This window comes from Pelomonas sp. BJYL3, from assembly GCF_027257975.1.
Classification (GTDB): Bacteria; Pseudomonadota; Gammaproteobacteria; order Burkholderiales; family Burkholderiaceae_C; genus Roseateles_B; species Roseateles_B flavus.
Genome location: NZ_JANZKX010000002.1, coordinates 482,932 through 503,442 on the forward strand (window position 1 = coordinate 482,932; position 20,511 = coordinate 503,442).

Consider the following 20,511-nt stretch of genomic DNA (forward strand, 5'->3'; position numbering starts at 1 on the left):
GCATTCCTTCTCGCTCCGCTGCCGGGCGTTGCATTTGTGCGTGGTTTGCTGCGCTGAACCGCTGTTCAGCAGGCCTGCCCTGACCGAGACTCGCAACCTGGCTCGGCTCCGTGGTGGGGCGGGCATCCCCGGAGCATGCCCGCCAACGTGAGCAAGGACCCCCTCGACGATCTCAGCAGCCTGGTCGGCCAGGAGATGTCGCTGGACGAGCGGCGTCAGGCCCTGGAGCGCGGCCTGCGCTGGCGCTCCGTGCGCATGCTGCTGGGCGCCTCGGCCCTGATCGGCGGCCTGGTCACGCTGCTGCTGGCCGGCACCATCCGCGAGGGCGAGCCCCTGCGCGGCGCGCTGCCGCCCCTGCTGGCGGCCCTGGTCTGCGCGGTCGGCACGGCCTTCTACCTGCGCCTGCCGCGCGAACGGGCCAAGCCCGGCGTCATGCTGCTGATGAGCCTGGTGATGATGATGGGCCTGGCCCTGGCCTGGTCCCGCGGGGCCGGCCTGGGCTCGCCGGGCCTGGGTGTGCTGGCCCTCATGGTGGCCCTGGGCACGGCCGTGACGGGCCTGACGGCGGGGCTGTGGCTCTTCGGCGTGGGCGCCGTGTGCCTGCTGGTGATGGCCTGGCTGGAGGCCCACCAGATGCTGCCGCCGGTGGCCCTGGGGTCCAGCGTCTCGGCCCAGCTGGTGACGCAGCTGGTGCTGCTGAGCACCGGGCTGGTCGTGGGCCTGGGCACGCTGCGCCTGGTGCGCCGCTCCATGCGCGAGGCCAGCGAGCGCAATGCCCGTTTCCGCCACCTGCTGTCCATGGCGGCGGACTGGTACTGGGAGATGGACCGCGACTTCCGCTTCACCCACATGGCCGAGAACATCCCGGGCCAGTCGGGCCTGGACCTGAACAACCGCATCGGCAAGACGCCCTGGGAAGTCGACCAGGCCCAGGGCCTGGGCGACGAGGACATGGACGCCCACCGCGCCGACCTGGAGGCCCACCGCCCCTTTCGCGGCATGGTGGCGCGCCGCCGCGGCGAGGACGGTCTGCTGCGCTACGTCTCGGTCAGCGGCGAGCCGCGCTTCGATGCGGCGGGCAACTTCCGCGGCTACTGGGGCGTGGGCCGTGATGTCACCGACGAGGTGCAGGCCGAGCAGGCCATCGTGGCCACCGAGGCCCGCTACCGCGAGCTCTTCCGCCGCTCGCCCTCGCCCCTGGTGCTGCACCGCTGGGGCCGGGTGCTGGACGCCAACCCTGCCGCCATGGCCATGTTCGGCTACACCCAGCGCTCCAGCATGATCGGGCAGGACCTCTTCGCCCACTACGAGAGCGGCGAGGACGAGCGCGCCCGCGAGCGGGCCGCCAAGATCGAGTCCATGCCCGTGGGCGCCATCCTGCCCGTGGCGGAATTCAAGCTGCGCACGCTGTCGCGCCGGCGCCGCCTGGTGCAGGTCACCAGCGTGCGGGTCGACGCCGCCAGCGGGCCCGCGACCCTCTCCTTCTTCATCGACCAGACCGAGGCCTCGCGCGCCCAGGAGGCGCTGCGCCGCTCCGAGGGTCTGCTGTCCCACCTGGTGGCCACCAGCCCGGACGTGATCACGCTGACCGAGATCGCCACCGGCCGCTATGCCATGGTCAACAAGACCTTCGAGGAGCTCTCCGGCTACAAGGCCGAGGAGGTGCTGGGCCGCACCGCGGACGAGCTGGGCGTCTGGCACAACCCCGAGGACCGCGAGCGCCTGGTCGACGGCGTGCGCCTGCATGGCCGCGTGAACGACATGCCGGCCGCCTTCAAGGGCAAGAACGGTGAGCTGATCTCCATGGTGATGTCGGCCGCGCCCTTCAACATGGAGGGGCAGGCCTATCTGGTGATCAACGCCCGCGATGTGTCCGAATCGGAGCGCACGCGGCTGATCCATGCGGCCATCCTGGAGAACGCCTCGATCGGCATCACGCTCACCCGGGACCAGAGCTTTGTGCAGGTCAACCGCGCGGTGGAGGAGATGTTCGGCTGGCCCGATGGCAGCCTGATCGGCCAGTCCGGCCGCGTCGTCTGGCCCAGCGACGAGGAGTACCGCGACGCCGGCCGCGAGCTGGGCCCGCGCCTGGCCGCCGGCGAGCAGGTCGAGACCGAGCGCCGCATGGCCCGCAGGGATGGCAGCACCTTCCTGTGCCGCATCCTGGCCCGCGCCGTCGATCCCGACCATCCCAGCCGCGGCGGCACCATCTGGATCCTGGAAGACGTCACCGAGAAGCGCCGCGTCGAGGCCGCGCTGGCCCAGGCCAAGGACGAGGCGCAGGCGGCCAGCCGCGCCAAGAGCGCCTTCCTGGCCAACACCAGCCACGAGATCCGCACGCCGCTCAACGGCGTCGTGGGCCTGGCCCGCCTGCTGCAGCAGCCGGACCTGGACGACGAGACCCGCCGCCACTACCTGGACCAGATGCTGGACAGCGCCGAGAGCCTCTCCGGCCTGATCGCCGACATCCTGGACCTCTCCAAGATCGAGGCCGGCCGCCTGACGCTGGAGTCCCAGCCCTTCGCCCTGCGCGACATGCTCTCCACCATGCGCATGGCCTACCTGACCCTGGCGCAGGCGCGCGGCCTGTCCTTCCGCATCGACGTCGACGAGGACGTGCCCGGCTGGGTGGTGGGCGATCCGGTGCGCACCCGCCAGATCCTCTCCAACTACCTCACCAACGCGCTGAAGTTCACCGAGAGTGGCTCGGTCTCGGTGCGCGTGGCCCGCATCAGCGACGAGCGCCTGCGCATCGAGGTCACCGACACCGGCCCGGGCATCACGCCCGAGGTGCAGGCCCGCCTCTTCCAGCCCTTCACCCAGGCCGACGAATCGACGACGCGGCGCTACGGCGGCACGGGCTTGGGCCTGTCCATCTGCCGCGAGCTGGCCCACCTGATGGGCGGCGAGGTGGGCGTGCAGTCCGAGACCGGGCGCGGCTCCACCTTCTGGGCCGAGCTGCCCCTGGTGGCCGCGGCCAGCAGCCTCTCGGCCCAGCCCCGCGAGGCCCGCGACAACGCCGACCTCGAAGGCCTGCGCGTGCTGATGGTGGAGGACAACCCGGTCAACATGATGATCGCCGTGGCCCTGCTGGAGCAGTGGGGCCTGGAGGTCTCGCAGGCCAGCGACGGCCACCAGGCCATCGAGGCCATCCACGCCTCGGCCAGCATGGGCAAGCCCTTCGACGTGGTGCTGATGGACGTGCAGATGCCCGTCATGAGCGGCCACGAGGCCACCCGTGAGATCCGCCGCCGCTTCGCCGCCGAGCAGCTGCCCATCGTGGCCCTGACCGCTGCCGCCCTGGTCTCCGAGCGGGACGAGGCCCTGGAAGCCGGCATGAACGAGTTCCTCACCAAGCCCATCGACGCCAACCGCCTGCGCCAAGTCCTGGTCAAGCTGATCGGGCACAAGCCCAACGACCGGCAGCGGCGCTGAGGCCGACGCAGAGCGCTGCCACAATCCGGGCGCGGCGGCCCCGGCATCGCGGGCTGCCGCTGTCCCGCGTCCCCCCTTTGCCGACCTCATGCTGAAGTCCCTGTTCATCGGCCTTTGCGGCTTGTCGATGGCCGTCCAGTGCGCGGCCCAGGCCCCCGCTATTGCCCCCGCCATGACCCCCGCCATGGCCCCTGCCTCGTCAGCCCAGCCTGCCGGCGGCGCCAGCGCCGCCGCGCCCCCGTGGATCCACGTCGAGGCCCAGGCGACGCTGCGCGTGCAGGTCCGCCTGCTTCCCATGGGCTTCAGCCAGGGGCGGGACACGCCCGTCTACACCGGCTACCGGCCCCAGCTGCGCTTCCCGGACCATCCCGCGGGCTCGACCTGCGCGCTGAACATCCCCCCCGGCATCGGCGGCGAGCTCAAGCCGGGTGAAAGCGCCGAGGCCACCGTCCGCTGCCTGGATGCCCTCCAGCTGCGCGACGACCGTCGGCAGTTCCAGATGTTCCAGGGTGGGCGGCTGGTGGGCGAGGGGCAGGTCTTGCCCTGACCCTCGACGCAGGCTCGGCCGCCCCGTCTTTCACCTCGCGCCGGGCCGAGGCGCCGTCAGTGGGGGCTCCGGCTTTTCTGTGCCCGCTCGGGGGCGGCATGTGCGCCGGTGCGACCTGTGAGCAAGTACATCGTCTCCTGGTTGCGGCGCTCCAGCCGGTGCTCGGCCAGCAGGGGCAGCAGGCCCTGCCAGGGTGCGTGCAGGGCCTCGAAACAGCACAGCGAATGCCAGGCGGCACCCCACACGAAGGCATTGCCCAGCCATTGCCAGGCCGGCGCCCACACCAGGCCCGCCGCCACCACCCGGGCGCCGGGCTTCAATGCCGCCTGCAGGTGCAGCAGCGCCTGCGGGCTCTGCTGCAGGTCGTGGGTGAAGAAGAGCAGGGCGGCGTCTGCCTGCCCGTCGGCCTGTGCGGGCCAGCCGGTGGACTCGGCGGCGGACTCGATCAGCGTCAGCCGCGGATCGGCGCCGCAGCGCCGCCGGGCCTGGTCCAGCATGGCGCGGCAGGGCTCCAGGCCGATCACCTGCCCGGTTGGCCCCACGGCCTCCAGCAGCGAGGGCAGGCTCAGGCCCGTGCCGCAGCCCAGGTCCAGGACGGTGTCCCCGGGCTCGAGCCCCAGCTGCGCGATGGCCTCGCGTCGCAGGCCGGCCAGCGCCGCCAGCTCCAGGTCATAGACCGGCGCACGGCGCGCATAGAGCGCCTGCGAATGCTGGTGGCGCAGCGGGGGCAAGGAGGCGCTGGTGTGCGGCTTGGCGGGCATGGCGGGACTCCGGCGGTGGCAGCCCCGGCAGCTTCGGGCCGGACCGGGAGGACGTCAAGCCAAGGGCATGGCTCCTGTGTGTCCATCGGTCCCGCATCCCGGCGGCGGCTTGAGCTGGCGCAGGCGCCGGGCCTGGCCCGGGCCGCCCCGTTCAGCGCAAGCTCAGGCTCCCCGCCTTCCACCCCGCATCCGCCCAGCGCTGGAAGGGGCCCAGCTGCTGGGCGTCGCCGCTGCGGCGCAGCACCTGCAGGCTCTGCAGGTCCAGCACCTCGAAGCTGCGCGCCGTGTAGCGGCCTTCGGCGCGGGCCTCGCGCACCATCAGCAGCTGCTGGCCGCCGGGCACCCAGCCGGCGAATTCGGCATAGCCCAGGCCAGGATTGGCGGCCACCGGCGGCAGAACGTCCAGGCGCCAGCCCTGCGCCGTCTGGCGCAACACCCACAGCTCGCGCCAGGACTCCGTGGGCTGCACCGCCAGCGTGGCGGCCGTGCCCTCGCGGTTGACGCTGAAGGAGGCCGTCTGGATCAGGCCGAAGCTGCAGTGGCGCAGCAGGGCCTCCTTGGCCTGTGCGGAGTGCAGCACCAGGCATTGGTCGCCCTCGGTGCCGGGCAGCAGGCGCAGCTGCAGCGAGTCCTTGCCCCGGCTCCAGCTCACCGTGCTGGACCCCGCCGGCAGGGCCTGCCAGCGCACGGCATTCGCCTGCATGGCGGCGTCGTTGGACAGGGGCTGGTCCTCGTCCGCCAGTTCCGCGGGCTGGACACGGGCCAGGGCCTGCAGGGCGCGGGCGCTGGCGGCCTGGGCGGCGGGGCCGGCGTCCGCCTGCCGCGCCTGGGCATAGGCCAGCCGGCCCCAGACCGCCGTCTGGCGCAGGGCCACGCGGTTGCGCCACAGCGGCGCCAGGCCGTTGGCGGGCACGCGTTCCAGGATGTCGGCGCGCCACTGCTCGCGCTGCAGCTTCTGCGAGGGCGTGGCGGCGGGGTTCTGGCAGTCCAGGCGGGTCAGGGCCAGGGCGGCGCGCGCCTGCTGCTCGGGCGTGCTCGCGGGCAGGGCCAGCACGCGGCGGAAGACCTCGCCCTCGTAGCACAGCTGCAGGCTGCCGGCCTCGCGCTCGAAGCTCTGGAACTTCAGGCCGTAGCGCGCGGCCACGTCCAGCTGGGCGGCCAGCTGGGTGTCGGTGGAGGTCTGCGGCGTGTCCAGCTTCGCGGCATTGCTGCGCGAGGCGCGGTCGGCCAGGCGCTCGGCGAGGCTGCCCAGGGCGTCGAGGGCCTCGACGCCACCGGGGCCGGCCATCTGCTCTGCGCTGGCCTGCTGCACATAGGCGGCAGCCAGGCCCAGGCCCAGGGACTCGGCGCCCGCTTGCAGCCGCACCAGGCGCAGGGCGGCCAGCAGGGCAGTAGGCTCGGCGGCCGGGCCTTCCAGAGGCAAGACCTGACCCTTGCGGACGAAGCCACCGCGCTCGCGCCGGTAGTCGTAGACCTGGTAGAAGTCCAGGCGCTCGCCGCGGATCTCCACCGCCTCGCCCCGCCACAGGGCGGCCTGCGAGGGGGCGGCGTCGCGCGCGGCGGCGCGCAGGGCGGCCTGGTCCTGCAGGACCAGGGCGGTGGTGGCGTGGGTCGGGGCCGGCTGCAGCAGGGCTGCGGTGGCGGCCAGGGCGGCCGTGCACAGGGTGGGGCGCATGATCGGGTTCCTCGCGGGGATGCTCAGGGGGTCAGTTGTTGCCTTCGGTCTGCGCTTCCTGCGCCTCGCGGGCCTTGGCCACGGTCTCCGTCTTGCCGCCCAGCAGGGTCTTGCCGATGAAGCCGCCGTCGGCCGGGGGCGGGGCGATGATGACCTGCACCTTGTCCGAGAGCTTGTCGGCCATGGCCTTCTGGATCAGCAGGGGGTGCCTGCTCAGCAGCGCACCTTCCGCCGACATCTGCTCCAGGCTCACCTTGCCCAGGCGGCCCTGGCGGTAGGCCTCGGCGTCGGCAAGCTTCTCGCGAGCTCGGGCCTCGCCCTCGGCCTCGATGCCCCGGGCCTGGGCGGAGCCCTCGGCCATGCGCACGCGGGCCACGCGCTCGGCCTCGGCTTCCAGCTGGCGCTGCTCGACCTGGCGCTGCTTGAAGGGCAGCACATGCTTCATCGCCTCCTCCTGCGCCTTGGCGGCGATGATCTGCTCGCGCGCGGCGGCCTCGGCGGCGGTCTCGCGGCGGATCTTGTCGGCGGCGGCCTCCAGCTCGGTCTGCTTGACCTTCTTCTCCTGCTGCTCCAGCGTGTAGCGCATCTTCTCGGTGGCCAGGCCCTCGGCCAGCAGCTTCTCCAGGCCTTCGCGGTACTCATGCGGCAGGTCCACATTGCCGATCTGCACGCTGTGCAGCACGATGCCGTCGGCCTGCAGCTTCTTGCGCAGCTCGGTCTCCAGGGCCTGCTGGATCTCGGCGCGCTGGGTCGAGAAGATCTCGCGCACCGTGTGGCTGGCAATCTGGCGGTAGATCACGCCCTGCAGGATGGGGTCGATCAGCTCGCGCTCGATGTTGTCCGGCAGGCTGCGGGCCAGCTGGGGCAGGCGGGTCTGGTCCACGCCCCAGCGCAGGGTCAGCGTGAGTCCCAGTGACAGGCCCTCCACCGACTGCAGCGGTGCCGGGCCGTCGGCACGGGCGAAGGCGCCGGGCTGGTAGCTGCGGTCCTGCTGGGGCAGGGTGCGGATCTCGTGCAGGCCGGGCAGACGAAAGAGACTGCCGTCGCGGGCCTGGGTGACGCCGCCGGTGAGGGTGTTGGTGCGCAGGGCGAATTCACCACGGGGCACCGGGAAGAAGGGGGGATGCAGGGCCAGGGCCGTGACCGACACGATGCTCACGCCCAGGGCCAGCAGCAGCGGGGCATGGCGGCGCAGCTGGGCACCCAGCGAGGGCCTGACGGCCTCGTGGGCGGCGGCGGCTTCGTAGTCCTCGACCAGACGGCTGTGCAGGATGTCGTCGTCGGCCTGGCCTTGCTCGGGGGTGTGCTCGTTCATGTGCGGCTCCTCTCTTGGTTCGGGGCGGACCCCGTGTGTGGATCGATGGCCGCAGTGTTCGACGGAGGCCGCGGAGGGCGCCAGGGCGGCGCCGGGGCACTGTCGTCACAGCCCGGAAGAAAGCTTCACAGGGGGCGGGGCGGGGGCTGCCGATAATCGGGCGCATGAACAAAGTCGCCGTCATCGAGGACGACCGCCCCACCAGCGAGCAGCTGGCCGGCTGGATCCGCGCCGCCCGGCCCGAGCTGCAGGTGGACCAGTGGTTCGACCGCGACAGCGCCGAGGCCGCGCTGGGCCGCGAGGCCTATGCCATGGTGGTGCTGGACATCGAGCTCGGCCGCGAGCGCCATGCCGGCGTGGCCCTGATCAACGCCATCAACAAGCTGCACCAGGGCACGCCGGTGCTGGTGGTCTCCGCCATGCCCGCGGCCATCTACCGCGGCATCATGAAGGCCCTGGACGCCTGGGACTACCTGCAGAAGACCAGCTTCGACGAGGCCGAGTTCACCGAGACTTTCCTGGACATCCTGCGCGCCGCCCGCGCCCGCGCACCCAGCCCCGCGCCGGACACCGCGACGGCCCTGCAGCTCGATCCCCTGTGGCAGCGCAGCCCGCTGTGGAAGGGCCAGCGCATCAACCTGCCGCTGACCGCCCAGCGCATCCTTGCCACCCTGCACCAGCGCGCGCCCGAGGTGGTGAGCTACGAGGAGCTGTTCGACGTGGTCAAGAGCGGCCGCACCCGGGACAACGTGCGCAAGCATGTCTCCACCCTGCGCGAAGCCCTGCGCGAGGTGGACGCCGACTTCGACGCCATCGAGAACGTCCCCATGCGCGGCTTCCGCTGGGCCGGCCCGCGATGAAGGCCCGGCGCGCATGAAGCTGGGCCCCGTCACGCTGCCGGCCCTGCCGGTGCCGCGCCTCGGGCTGGCGGCCTTCCGCCGCCGCCTGGTGGTGCACCTGGCCTTCATGCTGCTGGTGGCCGCCACCCTGGGTCTGGCCCTGACCGTGCTGCAGGACCAGAAGCAGCGCAGCTACCAGCGCTACGAGCAGGGCTTTCGCCAGTCCCTGGCCGAGATCACCCTGCAGCTGCGCCACCCGGCCGGTCAGCTGGCCCTGCTCAACCCCGGCATGGAGCCGGGCAATGGGCAAGACCTGGCCCCGGTGCTGCTGCCCTTCTCGGCCATCGACTTCGACGACCAGTACAAGGCCCTGCGCGCCGTGGAGATGGCCGGCTGCGGCCTGCGCTGGCCGCAGGGTGCCAGCCTGTGCGCGGCGGTGGGCAGCAATGCCTATGCGGGCGGCTTCGTGTACCTGGTGGGCAGCCTGGACGCCGGCCCGCTGCAGCCGCGCAGCGTCGGGCAGCTGGAGCTGGGCGGCGTGCACCGCCTGCGCGTGAGCCTGGACTACCGCGGCCAGCGCAGCGTCTGGACCGCGCCCTATGAAGCCAGCCGCCCCGACGAAGGCCCGGCCCAGCAGCGCGGCCGCCTGACCGGCTTCCTGGCCGAGGGGGACCAGCTGGAGCGGCAGTCCCGCCCGCAGCGCGAGTTCCGCGGCTGGCTATGGCGCGAGGGGCCCTGCGTGAAGACGGCCGATGCCGAGGGGTCCTGCGCGCGGCACACGGTCTTCTCGGTCCGCCTGCCGGTGGAGGCCTTCAAGACGGCGCTGTTCGAGCGCGGCGCCCAGGCCTGGCCGCCGCGTGACCTGGACCAGCTGCGCCTGCATGTGCAGCTGCTGGGCCCGGCCGGCGAGGGCGGGACCGCGGCAGTCCTCTTCGACAGCGCCCGCTCAGGCGCGACGGTGGGCGTGTCCCTGGACCGCCTGGGCGCCGGCCTGCAGGCCGGGGAGACCCTGCGCATCGAGCGTCTGGGCGAGCATCCGCTGGTGATCGCCGAGCGGCGCGGCGCGGAGATCGGCGACGCGCCCCTGCCCTGGCTGAGCCGCCTGATCCGCCGCCTGCCGGTGGACGTGCCCGTGGGCGATGCGAGCCTGCGCCTGCAGGCCCGTGAGGAGGTCGCCACGGCCACCGGGCGCTACCGGCTGAGCCTGCAGGGCGACCTGCGCAGCCTGGACCGCCAGCTGGCGCGCGAGGCCCGCAGCCTGCTGTGGCTGGTGGGCGCCATGCTCGCGGCCATCGCCTTCGCCTGGCTGCTGGTGGAGCTGGGCCTGATCCGCCGCATCACGGTGCTGACGCGGCGCGCGGCGGCCGTCTCCTACAACATGCAGGACCCGCGCGCCGAGCAGCGCATCGGCGAGCTGGACGTGGCGGACCTGGAAGGGCGCGACGAGCTGGGCATCCTGGCCGGCACCCTGCAGGCGCTGCTGCAGCGGGTCAAGGACGGCCTGCGCCGCGAGCAGCTGCGCGCCGAGCGCGAGCGCGAGATGTGGCATGCCGTGGGGCACGAGATCATGTCGCCCCTGCAGTCCCTGATGGTGCTGCATGGCGGCGCGGACGATCCCAGCCACCGCTACGTGCAGCGCATGCAGCAGGCGGTGCGGGTGCTCTACGGCACGGCCTCGCCCAGCGAGGCGCTGCAAGCCGCCGACCTGCAGCTGGAGACCCTGGACCTGGCCCAGTTCTGCCGCGAGGTGGTGGCCAATGCGCCGCATGCCGGCATCGAGGGCGTGCAGCTGCAGGGCGACGAGGGCGCGACACTGCCGGTGCGTGGCGAGGCCTACGCGCTGGAGGACGTGGTCACCCATGTGCTGCGCAACGCCCAGCGTCACCGCCAGCCGGGCACGCCCATCACCCTGACGCTGGCGGCCGAGGACGGCTTCGTGCTGCTGGGCATCCACAACATCGGGCCGGCCATCCCGGCGGACATGCTGACGCGCATCTTCGAGTACGGCGTCTCCGACCAGCCGCCGGACGCCGGGCCCGAGCGGCGCGGGCAGGGCCTCTTCGTGGCCCGCAGCTACCTGGCCAAGATGGACGCGCAGATCGAGGCCCGCAACGAGGACGGCGGCGTGCGCTTCTGGCTGCGCCTGCGCCGGGCCTGAGCCCGGGCGATTCATTCGGGGGACTTGCGGTCAGGCCCCCGCCGCGCACAATGCAGGCATGAGTGATGCCGTCCCCCACCGATCCCACGCCCTGGCCCTGCTGCCCGACAAGGGCGTGCCCAACCTGCTCTTCCTGCTCTTCCACGGAGCCGGGGCGGATGCCACCCAGATGCGGCCCCTGGCCCAGGCCCTGCGCGGCCAGTACCCGCAGGCGGCCGTGCTGGCGCTCAGCGGGCCCGAGGCCTATGACCTGATCCCCGGCGGCGGCAGCGGTCTGCAGTGGTACTCCCTGGACGGCGCCAACGACGAGAACCACGCCCGCCGCGTGGCCGACGCCCTGCCCGACTTCATCGCCCTGGTCCGTGCCTGGACCGAGCATTTCGAGCTGCCCTGGCAACAGGTGGCCCTCGGTGGCTTCTCGCAGGGCGCTGTGCTGGCCCTGGAGGCCGTGCAGGCCGAGCTGCAGCTGGCCGGCCGCGTGATGGCCTTCAGCGGCGCCTACGCCACCCTGCCCGAGCATGCGCCGCAGGAGGTCTCGGTGCACCTGCTGCACGGTCAGCAGGACGGCGTGCTGCCCTACCAGGACCAGATCCAGGCCGCCAAGCGCCTGGTGGCCCTGGGCGCCGATGTCACCGCCGACGTGCTCCCCGACATCGGCCACGAGCTGCACCCCGAGTTGATCGAGCGCGCGCTGCACCAGCTGCGCACCTTCGTGCCCGCGCGCCTCTGGCGGGAAGCCATGCAGGCAGCCGAGGAGCAGGGGCTCAAAGCCCCGCTGCAGTGAGCATGGGCGGCGGGCTGCGCCGGACCCCGGGCCTGGCCCGCAGCCCGGTCGCCCGTTTCTGGTCCAGGGCCGCCCTCCCTGCGTTGGCGATCCTGGCGGGTGCGCTGGGGTCAGGTCTTGCCCGGGCCACCGGCACCGAGCCCGCCTCGCTGCCAACGGTGGACCTGCTCTACCAGGACCGCCCGCCCTACTACGTCCCCCAGCCCGGCCGGCAGCCGCCCACGGGCCTGGTGGTCGCGCCGCTGCGCCGTGCCTTGGAGCGCACGGGCCTGCCGCACCGCTGGGTGCTGACGCCGGCGGTGCGCCAGCTGCTGATGGTCGAGAGCGGCGAGCACCTGGTCTGCGGCGTGGGCTGGTTCCGCAACCCGGCCCGCGAGGCCCGCGGCCAGTTCAGTGCACCCGTGTACCGCGGCCAGCACCTGGCCATGATCGCGCGCCGCGATGCGCCCCTGCGCGAGGGCATGAGCCTGCGCGAGGCCCTGGACTCGCCGGCGCGGCTGCTGGTGAAGCAGGGCTATTCCTACGGCGCCGAACTGGACGCCCTGATCGCCGAGCGCCCCGGCCGTGCCACCCAGGGCAGCGGCGAGGTCGGCCAGCTGCTGCGCATGCTGCAGGCCAGCCATGCCGACTGGATGCCGGCCGCGCCCGAGGAGGTGCAGGCCCAGCTGCAGCGCGACGACAGCCGGGAGAAGACCCTGCACCTGCTGCACTTCAGCGACCCGCCCGTCATCGTGCCCCGCCACCTCTACTGCAACAAGGCGGTGCCGGCGGCCTGGCTGGAGCGGCTGGGGGCGGCGCTGCGCTAGCTAGCGCAAGCCGCCCAGCAGCTGGTTGACCGCCTGCTGGATCTGAGCCCAGCGTGCGCGGGAGACCCAGGCAAAGCTGGGCGATCCGTTGGGATCCACCGGGCTGCGATTGAAGACCTTCTGTTCGGGGAAGTCCCGCAGGTCGTCGACGCACAGGTTGAGCGCATGGCACTGATAGGCCAGCTGGGCCTCTTCCACGCAGGTGCCCAGGCGCGTGCAGGACCAGATGGCTACCACACGGGACAGCGCGAACTGGTCGCGCAGGCGACTGACGCTGGCCAGGTCGAAGAGCGGCCCCATGCCTTCGAGGTCGGCCGCCTCTGGTTTCAGGGGCGGCAGCAGACTGCGGGCTTCGAGCAGTTCCAGGGTGATGTGGCCGGGCAGCAGCTCCGCTGCGAAGTCGGCGGAGCCGGTGGACAGCACATAGTCCACCACCCCGGCGTGGTCCTGGCGCTGCTGGGCCTCGTAGGCACGCCGCTCGGGGGAGTCGGCGGCCCAGGACTGCGCCACGTAGGCCAGCTGCCGGCGGTCGCCCCGGGCCTGGCACAGGTCCTCCAGCGCCTTGATCGTGCGCTTCATCGCCTCCGGTGCCGAGGGCGCCGCGTGGGCGACCAGGGCCTGGCTCACGCCCTTGTCGAGGCAGCGCTGCAGCTGGATCTGGGCCGCGAAAAAGTCGTGGGGGGATTTGCTCAGCGCTGCCTGATGCACCAGCTGGGCGGGTGTTCGCTGGCGAAGGGTGCGCAGGGTGGTCCAGGTTGCGGGGGCTGGCGCCGAGCGCGCGACTCCCGGGGGCAAGGGCGCTGATCTTGCCGAGCGGCTTGGCAGCGGCGGTGGCGGGAGCTGCTCCGCATGGGCCTGGGCAGCGGTATCCGGCCGAGGTGGTGGCGCTGCGCATGTCCCGTAGATCGTGAGGACCAGGGATGACAGCAGCAGTGCCACCACGCCCAGGCCGGCCCGGCGAAGCCTGAGCTTGGACGAGGTCTTCGAAGCGGTCATGGTGTCCTGGTGAGCGGTCCGGAAAAGGCGCCAGATCATAGGCCGACGCCGGCCGGTGAAGAGGCCGCTTCGTCAAGAGCGGACGGCCAGGCGCACCGCCGAGCGGCCTGGCCCGCACGCTGTCAATCCAGCGTCACCTCCGCCCTCACCACCCCCGCCCGCTCCGTGCGGGCCGAGAGCGAGAGCCGCGTGCCATGCGGGGCTCGGACGATCCATTCGGCGACGGCGCGGTCGCCGGTGATCTCGTCGGTGGGCAGGAAGCTCAGCTGGCTGGCCTGGGGAGCGTGGCCGGCCAGGTGCGGGCCCTCCATGCGCGCCTTGCCGGTGACGAGGCTGGCACTGCCGTCCTCGGGCAGCTGGATCTCGAAGATCACGCCGCGCACCACCTGGCGCTCCTTGGCGCGGGCGGTGACGGCGGCGCTGAGGTAGCCGCTGTTGGCCACGGCCAGGCGCACGCGCCAGCTGTCGGCGCCCAGGGCGCGGACTTCGGTGCGCAGCAGCTCCAGGCGCGGCAGGGAGAGGCCGATCTGCGTCAGCCAGGCGGGGAAGCGCGCGGCCTCGCGCTCGCGCAGGGCCGGCGGCGGGTTGCGCCAGTAGTTCATCTTGTCCCAACCGCCGATCTCCACCGCGCCCAGCTGCGGATGCTGGAAGGGGCGCCAGTCCACATGGGCCTGGCCGCCGCAGTGCTCGTCGCTCCACTTGAGCAGCTTGAGCTCGTCCTCCACCGGGTGCTCGCGGAACCAGTCGATCCACTTGTAGCCGCTGATGCCGGCCTCCTGGTTGGGGTTCCACAGCTCCACCACCCAGAACAGCGCGCCCAGGTGCTCGTAAAGCCATTCCTGCGTGCCGCTGATGCTGTCCTTGGGGTGGTACTTGAAGTCGTGCCAGATGCTCACGGCCGGGTAGCCGCTGTGCTTCTCGCCCAGGGCCGAGAACTGCTTGATGAGCCAGAGGTCCTCGGGCGTCATGTCCTCGTCGCTGCAGCTGCCCATGGGGCGCAGGATCACGCCGCTGTAGGTGTGAAAGCTGATGGCCGCGCCGATGTTGGGATGCTTCACGATGAAGTCCACCATGGCTCGCACCTCGGGCTCGCTGGCCGGGTAGGGGCCGGCGCCGCCCTGCTCGTGCTCCTGGCGCCAGCCGCCGGGGAAGTTGCGGTTGAGGTCCAGGCCCTCGACGTCCCCGTTGACCTTGATCTGCAGGCCGTCGTAGTGTTGGATGAAGCCCTCGGGCATCAGGCGGTAGTACTCGCCGCCGAACTCGCCGGGCTCGCGCGCCACCATGAGGCGCGGGTCGCCGGCATGCTTCTTGTAGCCGCCATGCGGGTCGGGAACGCGCAGGGTGAGGATGCGGCCGTCGCCATCGATGTCCTCCATCGTGAGGCCGTCCACGGGGTCCTCGTCATGCGGGTAGCGGCGGGTGGAGGAGCGGATGTGGCGCGGCCGGTCCGCCAGGGCCAGCTCGGCGCCGTCGGGGTTCAGGCGCGGCACGATGTAGACCACGCGGCTGTCCAGCAGCTGGGTGGCGCGGCGGCCGTCCTCGCTGTCCTGGCCGTAGTGCTGCAGCAGCTGGTGCAGGTAGTAGAGGCAGGTGGTGCTGGCCGTCAGCTCCGCGGCATGGATGTTGCCGTCCAGCCAGAGGGCGGGCTTGTCGGTGTCGGGGCCGGTAGCTTCGTTCGTGAGGGCCAGCAGCCAGATCTCGCGGCCTTCGTGGCTGTGGCCGATGGAGCGCAGCGTGACGAGATGCGGCCGCGCCGCGGCATAGGCCTGCAGCAGTTCGGTGAGGGGCTGGTAGCGGAGGAACTGGCTGAAGTCCGGGGTCGGGAGGGCGGTGGCCATGGCATGCGTCTTGTGGAGGCAGGGAGCCATGCTACGGGTGGCCCGGCGCATCCGGCTGGGGGCGAACCCGTGCCAGCATCCAGGGCGTCAGGCGCTGCCGCAGCGCCTCACTGCCCCTTGAACAGGCCCTGGAACTGGCGCGACACCGGCAGCTTCTCCTCCCGCCCCTTGAGCGTCAGCTGCATGGTGTTCTCGTCGATGCGCACGGCGCTGGCGATGCAGCGGCTGTTGACCAGCACCGAGCGGTGCACCTGCCAGAAGAGCTCGGCGTCCAGCGAGGCCAGCAGCTCCTTCAGCGGCGTGCGGATCAGCGCCTCGCCGCCGTCATAGACCACACGGGTGTAGCGGTTGTCGCTCTCGAAATAGACCACGTCCTGCGGGTCGATCATCTTGACCTCGCGGCCCAGCGAGGCCTGGATCAGGCGGGTCTTGGGCGTGGCGGCGGCCATGGGCAGCAGCTGCTTGAGCAGGGCCTGCAGGTCGGGGGCGGGCTGCTGCAGCCGGGACTTCAGCCGCTCGATGGCCTGGGCCAGGCGGGCGTCCTCCACGGGCTTCATGACGTAGTCCACCGCACCGGCATCGAAGGCCGCCAGGGCATGGTCGCCGTAGGCGGTGACGAAGACCACATGCGGCGGGCGCGCGGTGGCGCCCATGCGGCGGGCCACCTCGATGCCGGTGAGACCGGGCATGTTGATGTCCAGGAAGCAGACCTGGGGCTCGTGCGCCAGGAAGTCGTCCCAGGCATCGACGCCATGGCGGCTGGCGGCCACGATGTCCAGCTCCGGCCAGAGTCGCTGCAGGGCTGCGCGCAGCTGCTCGCGCGGGCCTTCCTCGTCGTCGGCAATGAGGGTGCGGATGGCAGTGTTCATGGGGGTCCTCGCTCCTTGTGTTGTGCTGGTTCAGGCGGGCTGGATGCGCACCTCGGCGGCGCATCCCCCTTCGTCCAGGGTGCGCAGCTGCAGGCTCGCACGCTCGCCGAAGGCCTGGCGCAGGCGCTGCAGGGTGTTGCGCAGGCCCAGTCCGCCCTGGGCCGCGGCCGTGGCCGAGTCCTGACTGAAGTCCAGGCCGGCTGCGGGCCCGTGGCCGTTGTCCAGCACCTGCAGGCACAGGCCACCGCGGTCGTCCAGCGTCGCCCGGATGGTGATCTCGCCGCCCTCCAGGCACGGCTGCACGCCGTGCTCGACGGCGTTCTCCACCAGGGTCAGCAGCACGCCGGGCGGCAGCTGGGCGCGGGCGGCGTCGGGCGCGATGTCCAGGCGAAAGCGCAGCCGCTCGCCCAGGCGTGCCTGCATGACCTCGAGGTAGCGGCGTGCGGCCTCGGACTCCTCGGCCACGCTCAGCAAGGGGCGGTCGAACAGCGGCAGGGTGGCGCGCAGATAGCCCGTCAGCGAGCCCAGCAGGGGGGCGGCCCGGTCGTCCTTGACCTGCACCCAGTGCTGCAGCGCGGCCAGGGAATTGAAGAGGAAATGCGGCTGGATCTGCGCCGTGGCCAGCCGGCGGGCCAGGTCCAGGGCCTCGGCCTGGCGGTCCTGCTCGCGCAGCCACTGGGCGCAGTACTCGTTGCGCCAGCAGGCCAGGACCCACAGCGCCAGCGCGCCCAGCATCATGCCCAGCATCAGCATCATGAGCAGGGCCCGGGCCAGTGCCTTGTCCAGGTGGGCGCTGGCCTGCCAGGCATGGAAGCCGAGGACCGCGGCGATCCAGACCAGGGCATACAGGCTGGAGGTCAGGTACAGCCGCTTCATGGTGGGGCGGCGCCAGAGCTGCCTCAGCATGGACAGCTGCATCACCCCGAGCCCATGGTTGGCCAGGAAGATCGCGAGCAGCCCTTGCCAGGGCGTGCCCGGGAGGAAGCGATCCACGGCCCAGATCTGGAACAGCCCGGAACCGATGATGTTGATCCAGATGGCCGCCGCCACGCTGGCCGACATGGCCGGCAGCGTGGCCAGGCGCGCCCACTGCGCGTCGGTGAAGCGGTGGCGGGGTCCCAGCATCAGCGCGACGCGCCAGTCCACCTCGCGCCAGAAGCCCAGGACGCGATCCCGCAGGGCGACCACGCTCACGCCAGCCCCTGCAGCAGCAGGCACACGCGGGTGCCGGGGCCGTCCTCGCGCGGACTGAGCTGCAGTGCGGCGCGTTCACCGAAGAAGCCCTGCAGGCGCGCGCGGCTGTTGCCCAGGCCCAGGCCCTCCTGCCAGCCCTCGGCCAGGCCCACGCCGCTGTCCTCGATCAGCAGGCGCCATCCGCCCGCGGGCTGCGGCGCCAGCTGCATATGGAGCTCGGCGCCGTTGAGCGTCGGGGCGATGCCGTGCTCCAGCGCGTTCTCGACCAGACTCAGCACGATGCCCGGGGGCAGGCTGGCGGCCTCGGCGGCGGCGGGGTCGATGTCCAGGCGGTAGCTCAGGCGCTCGCCCCAGCGGGCCTGCATCACGCCCAGGTAGGCCTGCACCAGGCTGAGCTCCTCGGCCAGGCTCACCTCGGGCCGCAGCATCAGCTCGGCCGAGCCGCGCAGGAAGCTGCTGAGCTGGCGCAGCAGCGGGCTGGCGCGCTGGTCGCCGGTGTCCACCCAGTGCTGGACGGCGGCCAGGGTGTTGAAGATGAAATGCGGCTGGATCTGGGCCTGCAACAGGCGCAGCCGGGCCTCGCTGGCCTCGCGCCGGGCCTGTTCGTGGTCCGCGCGGCTCTGCGCCATGGCCAGCTCGCGGGCCATCTGCTCGCGGCGTTGGCTGGCCGTCAGAATCACCACCAGCAGCAGCGCGAAGGCCATCACCAGGGGCAGGGGCATGCCGATCTTGGCGGCCGCGATGGCGCCGTCCAGCTGCTCGCGCCAGGGCAGGGCATGGTCGACCGGCGCGCGGCGCAGGCCCTGCGTCATGCCGATGGCGCCGGCGACGAGGCCGACCACGGCGCTGAGGATGGCAGCCGGCCGCCCCGAGAACCACAGGGGCCGCAGCCAGGACAGGCCCATCAGGCCCAGGAATCCGCCGCTGAATCCCACCCAGGCGAGCAGGGCCAGCAGCAGGCTGCCGCTGTCTTTGTAGACGCCGGCGAACATGCCCATGCCGCCGAAGACCGCCCCGATGACGGCGCCCAGAAACTGGGAGTTCCGGCTGCAGCCGTTCTCGTTGCGCAGCAGGCGGCCCAGGGCCTGAGCGGCATCGGCGCGCAGGGAGGCGTGCCAGGAGAGGGGAAGGGTGGGGGTTGCCATGGCGTGAGTATCTCCGCCGCGCGGCGGGCGGATCCGGGGCGATGCGGCGAACGGCGGGCTGCCGCGGCGAATGGCGGACTGCCGGGCGCCGGCGGGGGTCAGCCCGCCAGCGCGCCGCCCACGAAGACCTTGAGCTCGCCGGGCTGGAAGGCCACCCAGGGCTCGTCGCGGGTCAGGGGCTCCGTGGCGATGATGGCGGCGCGGTCCAGCGGGGAGGTGTGCTGGGACAGGTCCAGGCTCAGGTCCTCGTCCTGCAGCTGCACCCGGCCGAAGGGATGCTGGCGCAGCAGGTAGTGCAGCCGGGTCGAGCCATGCGCCCACAGGGCCTGGCCGTTGGACAGCAGCATGTTGAAGGTGCCGTAGGCATTGAGGCGCGGCATCAGCTCGGCCAGGGTCAGGCTCAGCTCCTCGACGCTGGGCACGCTGCAGTGCGCCTTGGCCAGCTCCTGCATCAGCCAGCAGAAGGCCCGCTCGCTGTCGGTGTCGCCCACGGGGCGGAAGGCGGCATGCAGGGGCGGGTGGAAGTCCTTGAGGTTGCCGTTGTGCGCGAAGACCCAGTAGCGGCCCCACAGTTCGCGCACGAAGGGATGGGTGTTCTCCAGCAAGACCTGACCCTGCGTGGCCTTGCGGATGTGGGCGATGACGTTGTCGCTCTGGATCGGATAGTTGCGGATGAAGCCGGCCAGGGGCGAGACGCGGGCACTGTGGTGGTCCACGAAATGGCGCAGGCCGCGGCCCTCGAAGAAGGCGATGCCAAAGCCGTCCTTGTGCTCCTCGGCCCGGGTGGCAAGCCCGGTGAAGCTGAACATCACGTCGGTCGGCACATTGCAGTTCATGCCCAACAGCTGGCACATGGGGAGGTCCTTGCTTACTCGAGGAACAGGCGCCTGAGGCCCTTGAGGCTCAGCAGGGTGCCCGGGTTGCTGGTCTCGTTGAGCACGCCGCTCATGCGCTTCAGCAGGCGCGGGCTGCGCTTGGCGCGCCAGATCAGCAGGTCGGCCAGCCAGGGCGCCGCGTTGATGCGATTGGCGCGCTCATAGAGATCGTAGCGGGGCTTGAGCTCCTGCAGCACGGCTTCGTAGCGCTGGCGGGTGTCGGCGTCGTTGTGGCCCTGCAGCACGGCCTCGGCGGCGGCCATGCCCGTGGCCATGGCCTTGCCGATGCCTTCGCCGGTGAAGGAGTAGGTGCTGCCGGCGGCCTCGCCGCTGACCAGCAAGCCCGGGCGCGTCCAGCGGGCGCCCTGCAGGGTGCAGCGCAGGGGGGCGCCCTTGAGCTCGCCCTCCAGCTGGCCGTGGCGCATCAGCTCGGCCGCGGGGGGGTAGTGCTGGCAGAAGGCGTCGAACAGGGCGCGCAGGTTGACGTCCTTCTTGCGCCCCTTGCCGGCCACCGCGCTGTGGCTGTCGGTCACGCCCACGCCGATGTTGAAGCGGCCCTCCGGCGCGGGGAAGATCCAGCCATAGCCCGGCCGGACCTCGCGCGACCACACCACCTCCATGGCCCGGATGCGGCCGACCATGGCCGGCGCGTGCACATAGCCGCGCAGGGCCACGCCGCTGGGTGTGTGGCGCTCGCACATGCCGGCGGCGATCAGGGCCTTGGGCACGGCACCCGTGGCAAGGATGATCCAGCGGGCGCGGACTTCGCGCTCCTCGTCGCCCTGGCGCAGCACCGCGCCGCAGACGCGGCCGGTCTCGTCCTCCAGCACACGCTCGAAGCGGGCCTGCTCGAACCGCGCGCCTCCCGCGATGGCGTGGCGGGTCAGCAACTCGTCAAGGACCTGGCGCGGCAGCACGGCCAGGCTGCCCGGCACGTCGATGCGGCCTCCGCGCGGCCCCACGCAGCCCACTTCGCCCACCGGCTGCGCCTGCGCCATCACCGCCTCCAGAAGGCCCAGGCGCTGCAGGGCCTGGTGCGCATCGGGGATCAGGCCGTCACCGCAGGTCTTGTCACGGCCGATGGGGTGCTGGTCTACGAGCAGCACCTCGCGCCCGGCCTGGGCCAGCCAGCGGGCGCAGGCGCTGCCGGCTGGGCCGGCGCCAATGATGAGGGTATCGAGCATCGTTTCGTGCTTCACGGGGGCAGGTGGCTGCAGGCCGGTCCGGGGTTCGGGGGGGCATTCTAGGCAGCCGGCGGATGGGCGGCCGCCGTA

The 20,511-nt window shown here is 72.2% G+C and carries 16 protein-coding genes; 6 read left to right on the plus strand and 10 right to left on the minus strand.

What is annotated here, in order from left to right:
- The first annotated feature begins 147 nt into the window (after positions 1 to 147).
- Together O9Y01_RS07810 and O9Y01_RS07815 are read left to right on the plus strand one after the other, a co-directional pair.
- Positions 148 to 3,435: a PAS domain S-box protein gene (locus tag O9Y01_RS07810; protein ID WP_269630974.1), complete on the plus strand. Its 3,288-nt coding sequence runs from the start codon at positions 148 to 150 to the stop codon at positions 3,433 to 3,435.
- An 88-nt stretch (positions 3,436 to 3,523) separates the two neighbouring features.
- Positions 3,524 to 3,982, plus strand: coding sequence for a hypothetical protein (locus O9Y01_RS07815; RefSeq protein ID WP_269630975.1), 459 nt, complete (start codon positions 3,524 to 3,526; stop codon positions 3,980 to 3,982).
- A 56-nt stretch (positions 3,983 to 4,038) separates the two neighbouring features.
- On the opposite strand, the gene O9Y01_RS07820 is transcribed toward O9Y01_RS07815, so the two are convergent.
- The 3 genes from O9Y01_RS07820 to O9Y01_RS07830 all read right to left on the minus strand — a co-directional run bounded on the left by O9Y01_RS07820 (position 4,039) and on the right by O9Y01_RS07830 (position 7,733).
- The gene (locus O9Y01_RS07820) at positions 4,039 to 4,743 is read right to left on the minus strand and encodes a methyltransferase domain-containing protein (RefSeq protein ID WP_269630976.1); all 705 of its coding nucleotides are present in this window, start codon (positions 4,741 to 4,743) and stop codon (positions 4,039 to 4,041) included.
- 151 nt (positions 4,744 to 4,894) lie between these two features.
- Positions 4,895 to 6,418 (minus strand): hypothetical protein, encoded by a 1,524-nt coding sequence (locus O9Y01_RS07825; protein ID WP_269630977.1) that lies wholly within the window; start codon positions 6,416 to 6,418, stop codon positions 4,895 to 4,897.
- Positions 6,419 to 6,449: 31 nt separating this feature from the next.
- Positions 6,450 to 7,733, minus strand: a complete 1,284-nt coding sequence (locus tag O9Y01_RS07830; protein WP_269630978.1) for an SPFH domain-containing protein — start codon at positions 7,731 to 7,733, stop codon at positions 6,450 to 6,452.
- Between the two features lie 164 nt (positions 7,734 to 7,897).
- Between O9Y01_RS07830 and O9Y01_RS07835 the strand changes: the two genes are divergently transcribed.
- The 4 genes from O9Y01_RS07835 to O9Y01_RS07850 are packed head-to-tail and all read left to right on the plus strand — an operon-like array spanning position 7,898 to position 12,320.
- A complete protein-coding gene (locus O9Y01_RS07835) occupies positions 7,898 to 8,593 on the plus strand; it encodes a response regulator (RefSeq protein ID WP_269630979.1) in 696 nt (231 codons plus the stop codon).
- A 13-nt stretch (positions 8,594 to 8,606) separates the two neighbouring features.
- Entirely contained in the window at positions 8,607 to 10,730 is a 2,124-nt protein-coding gene (locus tag O9Y01_RS07840; RefSeq protein ID WP_269630980.1) for a sensor histidine kinase, read from the plus strand.
- A 58-nt stretch (positions 10,731 to 10,788) separates the two neighbouring features.
- Complete coding sequence (gene ypfH, locus O9Y01_RS07845) at positions 10,789 to 11,514, plus strand: esterase (RefSeq protein WP_269630981.1); 726 nt, start codon at positions 10,789 to 10,791, stop codon at positions 11,512 to 11,514.
- 2 nt (positions 11,515 to 11,516) lie between these two features.
- The gene (locus O9Y01_RS07850) at positions 11,517 to 12,320 is read left to right on the plus strand and encodes a hypothetical protein (protein WP_269630982.1); all 804 of its coding nucleotides are present in this window, start codon (positions 11,517 to 11,519) and stop codon (positions 12,318 to 12,320) included.
- Here O9Y01_RS07850 and O9Y01_RS07855 read toward each other — a convergent pair whose 3' ends face one another.
- From O9Y01_RS07855 to O9Y01_RS07885, 7 genes are all read right to left on the minus strand, one after another.
- Complete coding sequence (locus tag O9Y01_RS07855) at positions 12,321 to 13,316, minus strand: hypothetical protein (protein WP_269630983.1); 996 nt, start codon at positions 13,314 to 13,316, stop codon at positions 12,321 to 12,323.
- Between the two features lie 122 nt (positions 13,317 to 13,438).
- Complete coding sequence (locus O9Y01_RS07860; protein ID WP_269630984.1) at positions 13,439 to 15,154, minus strand: M14 family metallopeptidase; 1,716 nt, start codon at positions 15,152 to 15,154, stop codon at positions 13,439 to 13,441.
- 107 nt (positions 15,155 to 15,261) lie between these two features.
- Positions 15,262 to 16,023 carry a LytR/AlgR family response regulator transcription factor gene (locus O9Y01_RS07865; RefSeq protein WP_269630985.1) on the minus strand — a complete coding sequence of 254 codons (762 nt, stop codon included), beginning with the start codon at positions 16,021 to 16,023 and terminating at the stop codon, positions 15,262 to 15,264.
- A 30-nt stretch (positions 16,024 to 16,053) separates the two neighbouring features.
- Positions 16,054 to 17,217 (minus strand): sensor histidine kinase, encoded by a 1,164-nt coding sequence (locus O9Y01_RS07870; RefSeq protein ID WP_269630986.1) that lies wholly within the window; start codon positions 17,215 to 17,217, stop codon positions 16,054 to 16,056.
- Complete coding sequence (locus O9Y01_RS07875; RefSeq protein WP_269630987.1) at positions 17,214 to 18,362, minus strand: sensor histidine kinase; 1,149 nt, start codon at positions 18,360 to 18,362, stop codon at positions 17,214 to 17,216. Before O9Y01_RS07875 ends, O9Y01_RS07870 begins: the two co-directional genes overlap by 4 nt.
- Before the next feature lie 98 nt (positions 18,363 to 18,460).
- Positions 18,461 to 19,216 carry a class II glutamine amidotransferase gene (locus tag O9Y01_RS07880; protein ID WP_269630988.1) on the minus strand — a complete coding sequence of 252 codons (756 nt, stop codon included), beginning with the start codon at positions 19,214 to 19,216 and terminating at the stop codon, positions 18,461 to 18,463.
- Positions 19,217 to 19,230: 14 nt separating this feature from the next.
- Complete coding sequence (locus tag O9Y01_RS07885; protein ID WP_269630989.1) at positions 19,231 to 20,421, minus strand: NAD(P)/FAD-dependent oxidoreductase; 1,191 nt, start codon at positions 20,419 to 20,421, stop codon at positions 19,231 to 19,233.
- Between the last annotated feature and the right edge of the window lie 90 nt (positions 20,422 to 20,511).